The 16,476-nt window shown below is 42.9% G+C and carries 16 protein-coding genes; 2 read left to right on the top strand and 14 right to left on the bottom strand.

The genetic code is table 11. The features are described 5' to 3' along the window. Nucleotides 1-57 precede the first annotated feature (57 nt). Nucleotides 58-1,302 carry a stage II sporulation protein P gene (locus ACTQWB_RS00685; protein ID WP_441499885.1) on the bottom strand — a complete coding sequence of 415 codons (1,245 nt, stop codon included), beginning with the start codon at nucleotides 1,300-1,302 and terminating at the stop codon, nucleotides 58-60. Nucleotides 1,303-1,436: 134 nt separating this feature from the next. After that, nucleotides 1,437-2,366, bottom strand: a complete 930-nt coding sequence (gene gpr, locus ACTQWB_RS00680) for a GPR endopeptidase (RefSeq protein WP_441499884.1) — start codon at nucleotides 2,364-2,366, stop codon at nucleotides 1,437-1,439. Nucleotides 2,367-2,554: 188 nt separating this feature from the next. Here gpr and rpsT point away from each other — a divergent pair, with 188 nt between their 5' ends. Further along, on the top strand, nucleotides 2,555-2,818 hold the full coding sequence (gene rpsT / locus ACTQWB_RS00675; protein ID WP_441499883.1) for a 30S ribosomal protein S20: 264 nt from the start codon (nucleotides 2,555-2,557) through the stop codon (nucleotides 2,816-2,818). 93 nt (nucleotides 2,819-2,911) lie between these two features. On the opposite strand, the gene holA is transcribed toward rpsT, so the two are convergent. The 9 genes from holA to ACTQWB_RS00630 form a co-directional block, all read right to left on the bottom strand. Continuing rightward, complete coding sequence (holA, locus tag ACTQWB_RS00670; protein ID WP_441499882.1) at nucleotides 2,912-3,895, bottom strand: DNA polymerase III subunit delta; 984 nt, start codon at nucleotides 3,893-3,895, stop codon at nucleotides 2,912-2,914. Between the two features lie 167 nt (nucleotides 3,896-4,062). Further along, complete coding sequence (locus ACTQWB_RS00665; RefSeq protein ID WP_441499881.1) at nucleotides 4,063-6,543, bottom strand: DNA internalization-related competence protein ComEC/Rec2; 2,481 nt, start codon at nucleotides 6,541-6,543, stop codon at nucleotides 4,063-4,065. Between the two features lie 12 nt (nucleotides 6,544-6,555). Next, nucleotides 6,556-7,500, bottom strand: coding sequence for a GerMN domain-containing protein (locus tag ACTQWB_RS00660; protein WP_441499880.1), 945 nt, complete (start codon nucleotides 7,498-7,500; stop codon nucleotides 6,556-6,558). 10 nt (nucleotides 7,501-7,510) lie between these two features. Continuing rightward, a complete protein-coding gene (locus tag ACTQWB_RS00655; protein WP_441499879.1) occupies nucleotides 7,511-8,938 on the bottom strand; it encodes a sensor histidine kinase in 1,428 nt (475 codons plus the stop codon). Between the two features lie 3 nt (nucleotides 8,939-8,941). Beyond that, nucleotides 8,942-9,631, bottom strand: a complete 690-nt coding sequence (locus ACTQWB_RS00650; RefSeq protein WP_021925592.1) for a response regulator transcription factor — start codon at nucleotides 9,629-9,631, stop codon at nucleotides 8,942-8,944. A 13-nt stretch (nucleotides 9,632-9,644) separates the two neighbouring features. After that, nucleotides 9,645-10,430, bottom strand: a complete 786-nt coding sequence (locus ACTQWB_RS00645) for a helix-hairpin-helix domain-containing protein (protein WP_291817809.1) — start codon at nucleotides 10,428-10,430, stop codon at nucleotides 9,645-9,647. 126 nt (nucleotides 10,431-10,556) lie between these two features. Further along, nucleotides 10,557-10,991, bottom strand: coding sequence for a DMT family transporter (locus ACTQWB_RS00640; protein ID WP_441499878.1), 435 nt, complete (start codon nucleotides 10,989-10,991; stop codon nucleotides 10,557-10,559). A gap of 199 nt (nucleotides 10,992-11,190) precedes the next feature. After that, the gene (locus tag ACTQWB_RS00635; protein ID WP_441499877.1) at nucleotides 11,191-11,997 is read right to left on the bottom strand and encodes a DUF3169 family protein; all 807 of its coding nucleotides are present in this window, start codon (nucleotides 11,995-11,997) and stop codon (nucleotides 11,191-11,193) included. After that, nucleotides 11,990-12,205 (bottom strand): helix-turn-helix transcriptional regulator, encoded by a 216-nt coding sequence (locus ACTQWB_RS00630; protein ID WP_441499876.1) that lies wholly within the window; start codon nucleotides 12,203-12,205, stop codon nucleotides 11,990-11,992. The genes ACTQWB_RS00635 and ACTQWB_RS00630 overlap by 8 nt, the downstream gene beginning before the upstream one ends. 300 nt (nucleotides 12,206-12,505) lie before the next feature. Between ACTQWB_RS00630 and ACTQWB_RS00625 the strand changes: the two genes are divergently transcribed. Then, nucleotides 12,506-12,835: a DUF1292 domain-containing protein gene (locus ACTQWB_RS00625; RefSeq protein WP_441499875.1), complete on the top strand. Its 330-nt coding sequence runs from the start codon at nucleotides 12,506-12,508 to the stop codon at nucleotides 12,833-12,835. A 200-nt stretch (nucleotides 12,836-13,035) separates the two neighbouring features. Here the strand turns inward: ACTQWB_RS00625 and ACTQWB_RS00620 are convergent, their stop codons facing one another. The 3 genes from ACTQWB_RS00620 to argJ all read right to left on the bottom strand — a co-directional run bounded on the left by ACTQWB_RS00620 (nucleotide 13,036) and on the right by argJ (nucleotide 16,458). Further along, nucleotides 13,036-14,226, bottom strand: a complete 1,191-nt coding sequence (locus tag ACTQWB_RS00620; RefSeq protein WP_441499874.1) for an aspartate aminotransferase family protein — start codon at nucleotides 14,224-14,226, stop codon at nucleotides 13,036-13,038. Beyond that, nucleotides 14,213-15,109: an acetylglutamate kinase gene (gene argB, locus ACTQWB_RS00615; RefSeq protein WP_441499873.1), complete on the bottom strand. Its 897-nt coding sequence runs from the start codon at nucleotides 15,107-15,109 to the stop codon at nucleotides 14,213-14,215. Before argB ends, ACTQWB_RS00620 begins: the two co-directional genes overlap by 14 nt. Before the next feature lie 125 nt (nucleotides 15,110-15,234). Continuing rightward, nucleotides 15,235-16,458, bottom strand: a complete 1,224-nt coding sequence (argJ, locus tag ACTQWB_RS00610) for a bifunctional glutamate N-acetyltransferase/amino-acid acetyltransferase ArgJ (RefSeq protein ID WP_441499872.1) — start codon at nucleotides 16,456-16,458, stop codon at nucleotides 15,235-15,237. Between the last annotated feature and the right edge of the window lie 18 nt (nucleotides 16,459-16,476).

Genomic DNA, 16,476 nt, shown 5'->3' with positions numbered 1-16,476 from the left:
GTTATGCTTACTCTTTACTATCAAAAATTTACCCGTTATCGCACATTATAGCACAGATTAATTCTGTTTGTCACTGCCTTTTAGCACTCTGTCCAGGATATCCGCAAAAGGTTCCATTGCATTTTTCACCTCCTGCACGGTATTTGTCTGGGCACCAGCCTCAAGAAGCAGGGCTCTTTTGCGCAAATGCAGATTATAGCGCAGACCAGCCAGATAGATACCTCTGTATAAAGTAGGATAATACAATGCAGCCTGGTATTCCAGCTGAAAGGAGAAGGCAAGATTGTCCTGTATGTAAGGATTTGGAAGATACGAAACCGCCCCTTGTGTATTGGTGTAGCTAAGCCCGTTATAAAACAGGATCTGCGCCGTATCTTTGCCATTTATCTTGGTCACAAGATGCCTGTTTTCGTCAATTCCATCCCGGTGCAGATCGATCACCACCTCCACAGAAGGATTCTCTTCCAATACTTTTTCCACATAATCGCAGGCATAATCATATGCTTTGCTCCGGTCCAGCTCTCCCCCCATCAGATCAAAAGCTTCTTTTATATGGATCACACGATAGCCATATTTTTCTGTCAGAAGACTTGTCAGGTAGCTGCCCACTCCCACAATGGAATCCGCCTCTTCCCCCTCCCTGGAATCTGCAAAAGTTTCCTGGGAATGACTGTGGTAAATAAGGATCTGAGGCTGAAGAGGGCCATGACTCAGGGAAAAATCTTCGGCTAAAAATTCAGCAGCATTGATTTTTACAGCCGAGGCATCGGTATTGTCATCTACAATATAAAAATTACTTATAAGATAGTCATAATCAGCAAGCCTGTCCTGGGACAGATCCAGAATCGGATGCGGAAGTGCCACTGATGCCTGTGTAAGACTGCTGGCAGGCTGGACATCCTTGTTCTGACCGGATGCTGCATTTTGTTCTGTTTTCGTATCCATAGTTGTTTCACCTGGCATTACCTGATTTTCCTGGTTTTCCTGGTTTTCCTGGTTTTCCTGGTTTTCCTGGTTTTCCTTGTCTTTACTTTTATTTATTTCTTTATTTTCTTCTTCCTCTATTTTTTTCACCTGCGCCCCAAGGTATTTTCCATTCTCCTCCCCGATTTTCGCCACTGTCTCCTCATCCAGTTCCAGCCAGGTCTCCTGCGCTTTTTCTTCTACAAAACAATAGAAAGGAAACTGCCTGTACACATTTTGCATAATTTTCCACAGGGAAAAAGGCTCTGGGAGCATTGCCAGAACCGCAAAAAAGCAAAGACAGAGAAAAATGCAGAATACCTTCTGGGATTTTGTCACCGAATCACCTCTTTAAGGTTATCCTATGACAGACTTTTCCCCCGTATGTTTCTTTTTTGCTTCTGCTTTTCCACATTTTTCCAGACTGTTCAGATTCAGCATCAAAACGCTCTGCTTTTCCCTATATGTGACCTTCACCAAACTGTAACCTTTCCGTTTTCTCCGGCAAAAGTCATATTCAAGCCTTCTGAGATGGTAAAACTCAGATATTTAATGGTCTCATCCACATCCTTTGGTGTCACAAACATGCCATGAAGATGCGGGGAGATCATTTCTTCCAGAAATTCCTTCTGCTCTGTTTCGTCCAACGCTTCCAGAAGATGTGCCATGGAATCGTGGACAATAGTAGCTGCATCTACTACTGTTGGCACACCGATTCCAATGACCTTTACTTTCAGATTCTCTTCCGTAAGACCGTTCCGGTGATTTCCCACCCCGGATCCGGGAGTAATTCCCGTATCTGTGATCTGGATGGTGCGGTTCAACCGTCTGGTGCTTCTCGCAGCAAGGGCATCTACTGCGATCACCACATCTGGTTTTGTAACCGCCACTACACCCTCCACAATTTCCGAGGTTTCCATTCCTGTCTGTCCCATCACACCTGGAACAATTCCACTGATCGCATGTAAAATTTCTTTTTCCGTACTTTTCAGTCCGTATTCCTGGATCAGATGCCTGGTCATATGAAGGTTTCCGATCACCTCTGGTCCCAGGGAATCCGCTGTGATTCCCTGATTTCCAAGCCCAACCACAAGCACTGATTTTTCTTTTTCCAGTCCGATAAGCTGCCGCAGATGTCTGGAAAGTTCTTCAGACACTTCTCTGTGATACTCCTCATCTGGTGCCGAAAGTCCCTCTGATTCGATTGTAATATATGTCCCCTGCGGTCTTCCCATGGAACGGGCACCATTTTCAGTGGTTATTTTTACCACTGTAGTCCGAATATCTTTTTCTTCATTATACACTTCATTCACCTCAACACCCCGGACTTCTACATTTTTTTCTGCAAAGCGTTCCCTGGCCTCCACCGCCAGGTCTGTTCTGATCTTGTAATTTTCCAGCATACTTTTCCTCCTGAAGCTTTGTTCTGAACCGTAACATTTCTATGTAATCTCCCCATTTTTTGTAAAAATATGTATTGACAATCCAAGGCAATTATTATAAACTATATAAGCATGTTCATAGGAACGCCCGTGTCTGTTCTTATGAAACAGTAAATTTTATTATCACTCACGAATTGGAGGTGTACGAATTGGCTAACATCAAATCTGCAAAAAAGAGAATTTTAGTTAACAGAACAAAAGCTGCGAGAAACAAATCCATCCGTTCTGCTGTTAAGACTTCCATCAAAAAAGTTGACGAGGCAGTAGCTAACAACGATAAGGCAGCAGCAGAGGTTGCATTAAAAGAGGCTATCTCTACAATCAGCAAAGCAACTTCCAAAGGTGTTTATCACAAAAACAACTGCGCTAGAAAAGTTTCCCGTTTATCCAAAGCCGTTAACAGCATTGGCTAATAGATATCTGAATTTTTAGTTATAAGCTTATAAGTGAAAATTAAGGCAGTCGAACCGTCATCGACTGCCTTTTTTCTATCTTTCGGAGGATTTCTATCTTCCCGAACTATATTTTACGATCAGCAATTCCACACTTAATACATCCTGCAGACGACCTGTCTTTACCGCTTCCTCTGCATCCACAAAATCAGCCACCGCCTGACGGAGCTCACTGATCTTGTAAGATCTGGCGCAGGAAGCAATGTTTCTCACAACAAAGGACGGAACCCCAAGTCTTGACGCCATCTCTGGCTGCGGAAGTCCTTCCTCTGCATATTCCTTTACAAGAAGAAGCTGGCGAAACTGTTTCGCCAGAAGAAACAGAATCCTCATCGGCGGCTCCTTCAGGGTAAGGAGATCATAATACAGTTCCAGTGCCCGTTTCTGGTTCTTTTCTGTTACAGCCCGGACCATGTCAAAAATCTTATTCTGCGTCTGTGTGGTGCAGACCTCCTGTATATCTTTCCGGGTTACCACATCTCTGTCACCAGTATATGAAATCAGTTTCTCCAGCTCCATACGGAGATTTCCCATGTCCACGCCTGTCATCGTAAGCAGAAGCTCCATATCACTCTGGGTGATCATTTTCCCTTCTCTTTTCAGAAGACCTGCTGCCCAGCGCATTAATGTCTTCTCATCCTGTGTCACAAATTCGCCAATCCGTCCAGACGCCTTTACAGCCTTGTACATGCGGTTTCTCTTATCCACTTCATTTTCCACGAAAATAAGGCAGAGATAATCTGGCAATTCTTTCATATAGTCAGCCAGCTCATCGCATTTATTCTTAAAAAAGCCCGTATCTTCCAGAAGGATCACTCTCCGGTCAGCAAAAAAAGGCATGGTTTCACAAAGATCGATCAGCTCCTTCACATCGATGCTTCTGCCCTCATAGTGATTAAAATTCATGGTATCCCCATCCGGGTTCAAAGCCTGTACCAGCTTATGTTTATACTGCTGCTTCAGATAGGCTTCTTCTCCATAAAGCAGATACGCCTGTTTAAAATTGCCTGTTTTTATATCTTCCTGGATATTCTTCAAAATCTAATCTCCTGTCATTCCGGAATTTTCATGCTGCCAAAAGCATCTCTGAAAGTGCTTTGACCCTCCATTAAACCATACCACAATTTGTGATTTTATAAAAGCACCTTTTTCAATTCAGGTTCTCTATATTCAGGTTCTGTACTTTTGTTTCTCATTTTCCGTTCCTACTTTAAATATCTTTCCACTTCAATTTTTCCCGCATTCAAAATAACCTTTATTGCACCGCTTTTCATGGTAAATTCAACCTGACAGCCAGCCGCATCCAGACGTTCTATGGTTTCTGGCGAAGGATGTCCATAAGTATTTGTCTCTGAACAGGAAATAAAAGCATATTCAGGACGCACCTTCTCCAGAAACTGCCAGCTGGTTGAATAATGGGAGCCATGATGCCCCACCTTCAAAAAATCCACATCCTCCAGTTTCCCCTGGGTAAGCAGCTTCTTTTCCGTTTCTTCTCCAATATCTCCGGTCAGCAATCCAATAAAGTTTTTATATTTCACCTGAAGCACCATCCCATCTTCGTTTACATCCATGCCTGATGCCCTGATCAATGGCGCAACTATTTTTATCTGCAGTTTTCCAGCTTTCAGGCAGTCTCCTTCTTTTAGGATTTCCACTGGAATTCCTGCTGTTTCTGCCAGTCTTTTTAGATTTTCCCATTCATCTGGAGGTTTTTCCCATTTAGGAAGATACAGACAGCCGATTTTTACCGAGTTTAACTTCTTTGCTGTCAGTTCCAGAATTTCCTGTATTCCGCTGATATGGTCTTTATCTGTGTGGGAAATAAAAATACCATCAATCCTGGAAATCCTCTGACTTTTCAGATATGGAAGGATCTGATACTGTCCCGTCCCGTTTTTGCTTGAACTCCCACCATCTACCAGAAAACAATGTCCTTCCGGAGTCTGCACTACAATGCCATCGCCCTGTCCCACATCCAGACAGGTAATGGAAAACGATGCCTGTCCACGCCAGCACAGAATCATTAAGGCTATACTGATACCAATTAATGCCACTAGCCTTGTGGCAATTTCATTATTTATTTTTCCTTTATCCGAATGTAGTCTAACTCTGGCACAATTTGAGAAATGATTCTTGAAATATTTTTTTAAATGGTTCCTTGAATCCCCCCGCAAATCCACGCTCTTCTTGTATGTAAGCCCCCGGATTGTTCCAAACAATAGGATATAATAGATTCCCACCTGCCATAGTTTAGGCTGCCCTGGGATCCAGGTACAAAACGGGAGATTACCGGCTAATTCACACAATTTCCCATAGACCTTCGCCAGAAATCTCCCGGGTAAGATCATTACACTTCCCAGCTTCAGATTCACACATCCTGTAAGAAGAGCCACCACTCCACTTCCCAGAACCACTCCCACAGTTGGAAGCACCAACAGATTTAAAACAATTCCTATCAGAGATACCTCTCCGAAGAAATAGAAAGAGACCGGAAGCATGGTGAGCTGGATTCCCAATGATGCCATAAGTGCAGCACAGGCCTTATTACCAAATGTCTTTTTCCCTCGCCTTGGAATTCTGCTTCTTCCAGGTCTTGCCTTACCATTCCTTTGTGACGGAATTTTCCGGGCACTTTCTTCCATTCTTTTCGTCAATGCAGGAACGACAACGCCTGCTCCCACAACAGCACTAAACGACAGCAAAAATCCGCTGCTATACAGATAGGCCCCGGAATCTCCCAACATCATCACCGCTGAAACAGCCAGTGCTGTGGGAAGATCATAAATCCGTCCGGTTATTTTCGCGCCAATCGATATCAGAAACATGCAGACTGCACGCATAGTAGATACACTGCCGCCAGTCATCATTCCATACTGGAGCAGAACAAGCAGGGAAAACAATCCGGAAAGCCAGATTCCCAGTCCTGTTTTCATAAGCAGACTGTAAAGCCCCATGCCGAGCACACTGATATGTAATCCTGAAATCGCCAGCACATGCACAATTCCGGTCATCTGATAACGAAGCTTTATTTCCTTATCCAGGCTGCTTTTGTCTCCCAATACGATTGCCTGAAAAATTCCGGCTTCTTCTCCTGCAATTTTTCCAAGTACACCAGCTAAATACTCCCTTACTTCACTTATCCCCTCTCCATAGGCAGAATACCTCTCTGACTTTTCCAATATTTCTGCCTTTTTCATAAAATAGAAAATATGCTGGCAGGCATAGTACTGCTGACTGTCAAATTCTCCTGGATTCCGCTTTTCTTCTACTCTTTCCAGTTTTCCTGACACCAAAACAACAGTCCCCACCGGAACCTTCTCTTTTCTTTTCAGAAATACTTTTACATTTTCTATAGATATTTTCTTTGACTGGATTTTTTGTGATGGATTTTCTTCTGATTGCTCATTTTTCGATTGAGCATTTATAGATTGTTTTTTTAAAGATTGATTTTTCTTTGGTTGATAAATAAGATATGTATTTCGCAGATAAACTGCTTGCGAAAATTCACTTTCTGTAGATTGTACTACTTCTCCGCAAATAGTAGCCTGTGGATGCTTCTCGATCCAGGAAGCTGTATTTTCCGGAACAGGATTTCCCCGGATAAGGGGAAGACCTGCCCGGTCAGCCACACACAGAAAGAGCATCAGTACCAGACACAAGATACATAACGGTCTTCGCGTCATCCCAAAACTCCTTTATTTCTGATCCTCTTTAAGAATCAGATCTGTGTTTTTACTAAAAAGGTTGTACAAGGATGTGCCATCGCTTAAAGAAGCTTCTGTATTTCCCTCAATTGAAATCTGTACCTTATCCGCAGATGAGGTATCCAGGAGGGAGTTTACCACGGAATAGATCATAGTATTGACAGGAATATCAATTCCAGCATCCGAAAATGCCGAGCTGAAATCCACATAGCAGACATTATCCGATACTTCCACTCCCAGAATATCTGTATCTTGTGGAATGGTAGGATAATGTCCTTTTACCATGGGGCCTTTTGCAAGCTGCTCCAGGATCACTCTTTCCCGTGGCAGAATTCTCTTATAGTAGACGTTTCTTTGCTCAGCCACAAGATGCTCTCCTGTCTTGTCTGTAAAATACAGGGTAAAGGTATCATAGCGGTAAGCATCTTTATCAGACCCCCACATTTCCACGAACGTATTGTTGTCGATCACACCTACGGCCTGTCCTTTTGAATCTGTAAGCTCCTGGCTTCCTATAAATATTTTCACTCCGGTAACTCCCGGGATCTGCAGGAAAGTCCTTGCCACACCGGCGCGTACCAGAATCTCCCTGGCTCGTGATATATTACTGTACTCACTGTTAAATTCCAACTCCAGCAAAGATTCATTTAAACGGTAGGTCACAAGCTGGACGCCAGAAGGCAAAAGAGGCTGGTTTTCACCACTCGACTCCTGGCTGTTCAGAATCCCCATAAGATCCTGAAGCATAAATTCGGAGCTTTCCTGTTCCGGATAGTATTGCACTTTTACAACCTTTGTCTCGTCTTTGTTTACATAATATATATAATACTGGTTGCTTACACTTTCTGTCTTTTCTCCCTGGGTCTCCACCGTACATCCGGTAAGAAGGCTAACAACCAGAACCAGTGTAAGCGCCACACTTAAGATTTTCTTCATTTGGCACCTCCTACGGAATGTATGACAATGGGATTCTGACAGTAAATGTGGTTCCCTCACCTTCCTTGCTGGCTACCTGAATGGTACCATGATGCATGGTAACCGCACTTCTGGTAATCGCAAGACCAAGGCCTGTACCACCAATCTCCTTGGAATGGGATTTATCCACACGATAAAAACGTTCGAAAATCCTTCCAACAGAGTCTTCCGGAATACCCATTCCGGAATCCGCAACCTTCACATAGAAATATTTGTGGTCCGCATCCAGGGTTACCCGTACCCAGCCATCGTCAACATTGTACTTAATGCCATTCTCAACTAAATTGCTCACTGCAAGAGTGAACTTCACCTCATCCACATCGGCTTCCACAGGGCGGAAACTATCCAGGATCAGGTCAATATTACGTTTGTCCGCAATAGGACGGAGTCTTTTCAGAATATCCTCCAAAAGCTGGTTGATATTCAGATGTTCCACATTCAGGTCTGCCGCCTTTTTGTCCATCTTTACAAGAGAAAGAAGGTCGGTAATGATCTTGTTCTCCCGGTCAATTTCCGCAGTAATGTCTCCCATAAATTCCTGATACAGTTCTTCGGGTACCCCTTCCTGTCCAACCAGGGAATCTGCAAGCACCTTCATGGAAGTAAGCGGAGTCTTCAGCTCATGGGACACATTTGAGACAAACTCATTTCGTGATTCATCCAGTATCTTCATCCTAGAAAGCATTTTATTAAATGCATCGGTAATAAGCGCAGTCTCCGTGTAATCCGGAACAGAAATCTCTTCGTTCTGATAACCATCTGTCAGGTCTTCAATTGATTTGGTAACCCGTGCAAAAGGCTTCACAAGTACCGTGGAAAGAACATACCCCAGAAGCACCGCCAGAACAATGATAATTCCAGTGAGCAGAATACTCTTCTGCTCCAGTTCCTGAATATTCTGTGCGATTTCATTAGAAGAAAAGCTGATCAGCATAGCACCCTGAAGCTGCTTTACTTCCGGGCTCTTCACCGGGAGAGCCATTTCAATCTTCTGGCTCTTGCTGTTATAGCGACTGGCTTCTTCGCCTTTGAAGCACTTGATCACCATCGTGGAGATCAGTGTCTTTCCTTCATCTACGCCATAGGTATCCTTGATGATTCTGTAATCCCTGTCAACCAGCAGAATTCTGCCATCATATACATTAGACAACAACTCCAGCTTGCTGTTTACATCCTGCGAGCTGGAGTCATTCATGTAATTCTCTTTAATTAACAGGTTGCACAAAATGTCACACTGCCTCTCTACTGTCTGTTTGCGTACAGCGACTGCCTTACTTTCATAAGCAGCAACCATCACATGGGCAACAATGACACTTGGTACGATTCCCAGAATGACCAGAATGATCAGAATACGAAAACGCAGACTTTTTAAAAAGCTTGTTTTCTTTTTCTCTGGCATAGCTTAAGCCTGGAAATAATAACCCACACCCCATTTGGTGTGTACATATTTCGGCTCACTGGGATTCGCCTCAATTTTTTCACGTAAACGACGGATATGTACATCCACAGTACGGACGTCACCTGGATACTCATATCCCCATACAATATTCAGCAGGTTCTCACGGCTGTAAACTTTATTCGGGTTAAACACCAGAAGCTCCAGCACATCGAATTCCTTGGCAGTCAGATTGATTTCTTTGCCAGCGATAAATACACGGCGGCTCTCACAGTCCATCTTCAGGTCACCGGCTTCAATGGTCTTCGCCTTCTCTTTCTCTTCCTGATTGCTGCCTGCACGACGCATGATCGCTTTGATTCTTGCTTTTACCTCAAGAATGTTAAATGGCTTGGTAATATAATCGTCTGCGCCATATTCCAGCCCAAGGATCTTATCCATGTCTTCTCCCTTGGCTGTCAGCATCACAATAGGAACATTTGAAAATTCCCGGATCTGCTGGCATACTTCAAAACCATCCATCTTGGGAAGCATAAGATCCAGGAGAATAATATCATATTTCTTCTCCTTCGCCATCTCCAGTGCTTCCTCGCCATCGTAAGCACAATCTACTTCCATTCCATCCTGTTCCAGGCTGAAACGGATTCCCTTTACGATCAGTTTCTCATCATCTACTACCAAAACTTTCCTGCTCATTTAAGAATCTCCCTTATCCAGCTGATATCTTATCTTTTATTTTTAAAAAGGTACCTTCTTTGATACCTTCTACATTCATAATCTCTTCTATGGAAGTAAAGCCTCCATGTTCCTCTCTGTATGCGATGATTGCTTCTGCCTTGGACTGCCCGATTCCGCTTAGCGTAGAAAGCTGTCCTGCATCTGCGGTATTCAGATTGATCCGAGTGTCTGTCAGGTCATCACCGGCTCCACCAGCAACATCTTCACCAGTCCCGCTTTTGTCTCCAGCATTTGCAAACGCATTTCCATCCGTTTTTCCGTCTGGATTCATTTTTCCATCTGCCTCTTCTGCGTTTCCCGACGCTTCCGGTACTTTTGCAGAAATAAGTTCCAGATTTTCTTCAACCTCTGCTTCCGTAGGCACATAAATCTGCTGCCCGTCCGCAATGCTTCTGGCTCTGTTCAGATAGTTTACAGCAGCTTCTGGCAAATATCCTCCAGCCGCATCTACTGCCTGGAAAATACGTGCCCCTTCATCCAATTCATAAACGCCCGGACTTACAACAGCGCCGCATACATCAACGTATATTTTTTGTGGAATCTCCGTGATCTGGTCTGGACTCTCTATTGCCTTATTTTCCTTATCTGAGGTATTTTCTGTTTTCGAAATTTCTTCTGCATTCTCCGTTTCCCCATCAGAAGCTATCTCTTCAAGAAAAATATCCTCACGGCGCGTACAGCCTGTCATCATCAACGCCATCCAGATAAAAAATAGGAGCATCCAGATTCCACATCTGTAATTTATTTTTCTTTTCATGCAGGTTCCCCTTTCGCTTTATGCGCAGGTTCCCCGCTACTCATGCTTTACCTCATCTATTTTAACGAAACTTTACATTTTTTACAATACCATTTCTAAATTTTATCAGTCTTTTATCTATTTACCTTATTTCTCCCATTTAAATATGACAATTCCTACAATAGCCACAGCCATACCCAGCAGTTTCCGCCATTGAAAATCCACTTTTTCTACGCCGAACAGCCCGAATAATTCGATCAGGTATGCAACTGCCAGCTGGGATATTACAATCAACATGGCCGCTTTTGCCGGTCCCAGGCTCCCCATACTCTGAATCACAGTTATAGTAATAAAAGCTCCGATCACACCACCAAGCAAAGTATACTTGTTTTCAATCTGCCAGAGTGCCCCAATGCTGTCTCTTCCAGTAAATATCCATGCCAATACGCAAACCAAGAAGGCCGAAAACTGCACCCAGCCAGTTGACACCCACAGACTGGTCTGCTTGGTCACTTCCGTATTAAAAACCCCCTGAATACTCATCAATGCACCGGATATCAATGCTACAATAAATCCCCACATATAATACCTCCATACTTCTAACAACATTCCTATTGCATAAAAGTTTTCTTACCATGATTACAGGAGAGTCCAAGAGCGCAGAGCAATGACTTTTATTCATGGTGATGTCTACGTAACCAGACACTTCTGTTTAGGAAGAAAAGGAGATGCACTTTCTGCATCTCCTCAATTATATTATATGTATTTTTCAAAGATTCATTCATTTCGCAAGCTTTTCACTTTTTTTCATTACGCAATAACGACAGTAATTGGAAGCAGTTAAAATCCAGAGAAAAGCGGGAATTATAATGGCAAGAATACCTGTATCCCATACCATATGAAGCAACATAGCTACCAATGTGCAGACAGGAAGTACTTTTCCAGTAAGCTGATAAGTCTTATAACTTGCTTCATAAATCTCTTCCCGCTCTGCCTCATCACAGCTTGCAAGCCACTGCTCCTGAAATTTCATGGAAGCAGGGTCACCTTTCTTCTCCGGATACAGTCTCTGAAGCAGTTTTATATAGCGAACCTGCCACATACTTAAATATCCTATCACCCCAATGAACACTACCAGCCCAACCAAAAACAGCCAAGTCTCTCCTATACTCTGACTCTCAATATATTTTATAGAGTAGCCTGGTGAAATAATCAGCATCATAAGAACTGTTCCAACTGTACTTGCAATTACTCCCCAACTCGAAGATACCTCTATACGATACTGAAGTTCATGATATTCTTCGTCTTCTGCTTCCTGCATCTGATTACCCATTACTTTCATTTTTGCAAAATTAATTTCACAAATCGCAATACAGATTACGCCGCAGATACATTCCAATAACACAGCATGGTCACGTACAAAGAAAAGTATTCCATTCATCACATGCCCAACAGCTGCAATCGCATCTTCCCCACTATAAGCTGTCGCAAATCCAAAAATCCCGCCTACAATACCGCCAGCTATCATTAATAATATCATTTTCAAATATGAATTCATTTTCCTCTTTTCAGTTTTTCCTCTATTCATCTTCTCCATCCTCCGTATAAGTAAAAATATCTTCCACCTTCACCTGACAAATCCTCGCAAGCTTCAATGCCAGCGTCACAGAAGGTGAATAGTCTCCTCTCTCGATCAGGCTGATGGTTTGTCTTGACACACCAGCCAGCTTTCCCATATCAGCCTGATTGATTCCAAGCCTAGCCCGATGTTCTTTCAAGCGGTTCTCTAGCGCCATTCCACGGCTCCCTTCTTTCTCTTTCGCAGTATATTCAGTTGTTCTCTCCGTATGACTTATTTCTTTGTCATTTTGACAAATATTTTTGTCATTACCTGTTATTCGTATTTTAGCATTGACAACTATAGTTGTCAATCCGTTTCTCAATTTATTTTATCCTATCTTTATTACTGACAATATAGAAAAAGATTTCTGATATTTTCTATATTTTCCATCTATTCAACACCCCTCTCAATTGATATAATATTTTCAACAAATATGGCAGCCAGGCTGGCTTGTCAAAACGAAAGGAGACCTATGATGGCAGACGAAAAAAACACAGTAACACCAGAAGAGGACGAAATCGAGATTATCACTCTTACAGACGAAAATGGCGAGGATATGGATTTTGAATATCTGGATACCATTGATTATGAGGGAAAGCGCTACGCAGTCCTTCTTCCACCAATCGAAGATGTAGAGGGTGAGGACGAAGATGAGGATGAAGAAGTCCTGATTCTTCAGGTAGAGGATGATGGAACCGAGGATTCAGAAAGCTATGTTTTCGTTGATGACGACGATGTTCTCTCTGCTGTCTTTGATATTTTCAAAGAGAAATTTAAAGATGAGTTTGATTTCGCAGAAGAATAATTCTCACCTGTTTATAGGAAATATGGCATATGGCTCTTAAAATCAATTTCTTATTATATTTATATGAAAGAAAAAAGTTCTAAGCAAAATAATGAGGATGTCAGCATTCATTTTGTTGACATCCTCGTTATTTTTATCTCCTATCACAGAGATTCCCAGACACTTTTTTATGCGCCATCCGACGTCCGGCTATCAGAAACTTACGCCAGACACTCATCCAGAATCGCTGCCATTTCATCAATATCTGCTTTCGTAATAACCAGCGGAGGCACAATACGAAGTACATCACTTCCCGCAGAAATAACCAGCAGTTTCTTCTCAAGAGCTTTCTTTACGACCTCACCTACAGGACGTCCCTGGATCACGATTCCCTGCATAAATCCCATACCTCTTCTTGCAGCAGCACACTCATGTTTCTCCACAAGCGCATCCAGTTTTTTCTCAAGATATGGAGTTAATTCCTGTACATGGGTAAGGATCATATCCTTCTCATAAATATCAAAAACCTTGCTTACAGCAGCACATACAAATGGATTTCCGCCATAAGTTGTACCGTGGTCGCCTGGCTTCAGGGAAGCCTGTGCAACCTTCTCATTCAGCACAAAAGCACCTACCGGAACGCCACAGCCCAGTGCCTTCGCACAAGTCATAATATCCGGCTGGACTCCGTATGCCTGCCATGCAAAATAGTAACCGGAACGGCCCATTCCGCACTGGATCTCATCCAGGATCAATAAAATATCTTTCTCATCGCACAGAGCACGAACACCTTCCAGGAACTCTCTTGTAGCCGGATAAATGCCGCCTTCCCCCTGTACGGTTTCCATAATAATGGCACAGGTTTTGTCTGTAACCTGGGCTTTTACACTCTCTAAATCATTGAAATCTGCAAACTTTACACTGCCCATAAGAGGCTCAAATGGCTCACGGTAATGGGCATTTCCGGTAACTGAAAGTGCTCCAATCGATCTTCCATGGAAGGAATGATTCATGGCAATAATCTCATGATCCGCATGTCCATCACGCTCATATGCATATTTCTTGGCTGCTTTTAAGGCGCCCTCAATGGCCTCTGTACCACTGTTAGTAAAGAAAGCCTTGTCCATACGGCTTGCGTTTACAAGCTTGGCACCAGCCTCAATAATAGGCTCATTGTAATATAAATTGGAAATATGGGTCAGCTTATCGATCTGATCTTTCAGTGCTTTATCATATCCAGGATAATGATATCCAAGTGAATTTACTGCGATTCCGGCTGCAAAATCCAGATAGCTCTCCCCCTGTGAATCGTAGAGATGAACCCCTTCTCCCTTTTCAAAAACAACTGGAAAACGATTATAAGTATGAAGAATACTAGCTTCTGATTCTTCCATCTGATTATTCATGTTCATGGTAATATTTCTCTCCGTCCTCTCTTAAAATAGCAGTTCCGATTCCTTTATTTGTAAAGATTTCAAGCAGTAAGCTATGTGGGATTCTTCCATCAAGAATATGAACCCGGTTAACACCATGCTCGATTGCTTCGATGCAGTTATTCAGTTTCGGGATCATTCCTCCGCCAACATATCCATCCTCGATCAGCTTTCTTGCCTCCTGGATATGAAGCTCAGAAATCAAAGATGACGGATCATCTTTATCCTTATATACACCTTCGATATCAGAAAGAAATGCCAGTTTTTCTGCATGTACAGCTTCTGCAATCGCACATGCGGCATCATCTGCGTTGATATTGTAGCTGGCATAATTGTCATCAAATCCAATCGGGAAAACGATCGGAAGGAAATCCTTTTCCAGAAGATCATAAAGGATTTTGGGATTCACATCTGTGATATCTCCTACAAATCCGATATCCTCTCCGTTGGAATATTTCTTCTTGCATTTTAAGAGGCCACCATCTTTACCGCTGATACCAACAGCCTGTACGCCAAGGGATTCCACATGGGTAACCAGTTCTTTATTTACCCGGGCAAGAACCATCTCAGCAATTTCCATGGTCTGGGCATCTGTCACACGGAGTCCATTGATAAATTTGGCTTCCATTCCGACTTTTCCAACCCATTTACTGATTTCTTTGCCGCCGCCATGTACAATGATCGGCTTAAATCCAACCAGTTTCAGAAGGACTGCATCTTTGATCACATTGGCCTTCAGTTCTTCGTCCAGCATGGCACTTCCGCCATACTTTATCACTACGATTTTACGGTTAAAACGCTGTATATAAGGAAGAGCTTCAATCAACACTTCCGCCTTGTCAAGATATTTCTGATTTACCATTTTCTCTTACCTTTCTTTTTGTCTTTTTGTAACTTTTCCAGACACTTCAAAACAATTCCAGCATACCAGAATGTCCCCATAAATTTCTCTTTCATTCCGGTCACATTCAATATATCTTAATGTGATCAGGAACGATAATCCGCATTAATTTTTACATAATCATAAGTGAGATCACAGCCCCACGCTGTTGCTGTAGCATCACCCATTTTTACATCTGCGATAGCTGTTACCTCATCCTCAGACAGGATTCTGGTTGCCTCTTTTTCGTCATATCCGGTGGAAACACCGTTCTCAATAATCTTTAATTTACCGGCACGGCTCTCGAAATACAGGTCCACTTTCTCCGGGTCAAACTGCACTCCTGAGTATCCCATTGCACATAAAATACGTCCCCAGTTCGCATCGTGTCCATAGATTGCAGCCTTTGTAAGGGAAGAGGTTACTACAGATTTACTCAATGTAACTGCATCTTCCTTCGTCTTGGCACCGATAATTTTCACTTCAAAAAGTGCTGTTGCACCCTCTCCGTCGCCTGCAATTTTCTTGGAAAGACAGGTGTTGATATAGTTCAGAGCTTCCATAAATTTATGGAAATCAGCACCTTCTTCTGTGATTTCCGGGTTGCCTGCCAGTCCGTTTGCAAGAAGCAGAACTGTGTCATTTGTGGAAGTATCTCCATCCACAGAAACCATGTTAAAGGTGTCTTTGATGTTCGCGCTTAAGGCTTTCTGCAGCATTTCTTTGGAGATTGCAGCATCGGTTGTAACAAACCCAAGCATAGTGCACATATTAGGATGGATCATTCCGGAACCCTTGCACATACCACCAACGGTAACGGTTTTTCCACCGATTTCAATCTGTACGGCAACTTCTTTTTTCACTGTATCGGTAGTCATAATAGCCTTGGCAGCCTCTGTTCCAGCCTCTAAAGAACCGTCCAGTTTCGGTGCCATAGCTTTCACACCATTCACAATTCTGTCAATGGGAATCTGCATTCCAATAACGCCTGTAGACGCTACTAACACGCTGTCTGCCGGGATTCCAAGAATCTCTGAAGCAGCGTCTGCTGTGGCTTTGCAATAGCCGTATCCTTCTGCTCCGGTACATGCATTTGCAATACCACTGTTGCAGATCACAGCCTGTGCGGATGGATGATTATAAACCACATCCTGATCCCATTTTACAGGAGCTGCTTTCACTACATTTGTAGTAAAAGTACCTGCTGCAACACATGGAACCTCACTGTAAACCATAGCCATATCTGTACGGCCTTTATATTTGATTTCTGCTGCTGTCGCTGCTGCCTTGAAGCCTTTTGCAGCGGTAACACCACCTGTAATTATTTCCATTTTAATACTCCTCCTTTG

Origin of the sequence: Blautia sp. HCP3S3_H10_2 (genome assembly GCF_052122375.1) — a bacterium.
Classification (GTDB): Bacteria; Bacillota; Clostridia; order Lachnospirales; family Lachnospiraceae; genus Blautia_A.
Note: the sequence above shows the minus strand (reverse complement) of the source record. Positions and strands in the feature narration are given on the sequence as shown.

What these genes read in the sequence shown, in the direction of transcription:
- gpr (WP_441499884.1), bottom strand. Translation starts at nt 2,366, where the DNA reads ATGCTGGAAAATTACAAGATCAGAACAGACCTGGCGGTGGAGGCCAGG.
- ACTQWB_RS00665 (WP_441499881.1), bottom strand. Translation starts at nt 6,543, where the DNA reads ATGACGCGAAGACCGTTATGTATCTTGTGTCTGGTACTGATGCTCTTT.
- ACTQWB_RS00660 (WP_441499880.1), bottom strand. Translation starts at nt 7,500, where the DNA reads ATGAAGAAAATCTTAAGTGTGGCGCTTACACTGGTTCTGGTTGTTAGC.
- ACTQWB_RS00655 (WP_441499879.1), bottom strand. Translation starts at nt 8,938, where the DNA reads ATGCCAGAGAAAAAGAAAACAAGCTTTTTAAAAAGTCTGCGTTTTCGT.
- ACTQWB_RS00650 (WP_021925592.1), bottom strand. Translation starts at nt 9,631, where the DNA reads ATGAGCAGGAAAGTTTTGGTAGTAGATGATGAGAAACTGATCGTAAAG.
- ACTQWB_RS00645 (WP_291817809.1), bottom strand. Translation starts at nt 10,430, where the DNA reads ATGAAAAGAAAAATAAATTACAGATGTGGAATCTGGATGCTCCTATTT.
- ACTQWB_RS00640 (WP_441499878.1), bottom strand. Translation starts at nt 10,991, where the DNA reads ATGTGGGGATTTATTGTAGCATTGATATCCGGTGCATTGATGAGTATT.
- ACTQWB_RS00635 (WP_441499877.1), bottom strand. Translation starts at nt 11,997, where the DNA reads ATGAATAGAGGAAAAACTGAAAAGAGGAAAATGAATTCATATTTGAAA.
- ACTQWB_RS00630 (WP_441499876.1), bottom strand. Translation starts at nt 12,205, where the DNA reads ATGGCGCTAGAGAACCGCTTGAAAGAACATCGGGCTAGGCTTGGAATC.
- ACTQWB_RS00625 (WP_441499875.1), top strand. Translation starts at nt 12,506, where the DNA reads ATGGCAGACGAAAAAAACACAGTAACACCAGAAGAGGACGAAATCGAG.
- ACTQWB_RS00620 (WP_441499874.1), bottom strand. Translation starts at nt 14,226, where the DNA reads ATGAACATGAATAATCAGATGGAAGAATCAGAAGCTAGTATTCTTCAT.
- argB (WP_441499873.1), bottom strand. Translation starts at nt 15,109, where the DNA reads ATGGTAAATCAGAAATATCTTGACAAGGCGGAAGTGTTGATTGAAGCT.
- argJ (WP_441499872.1), bottom strand. Translation starts at nt 16,458, where the DNA reads ATGGAAATAATTACAGGTGGTGTTACCGCTGCAAAAGGCTTCAAGGCA.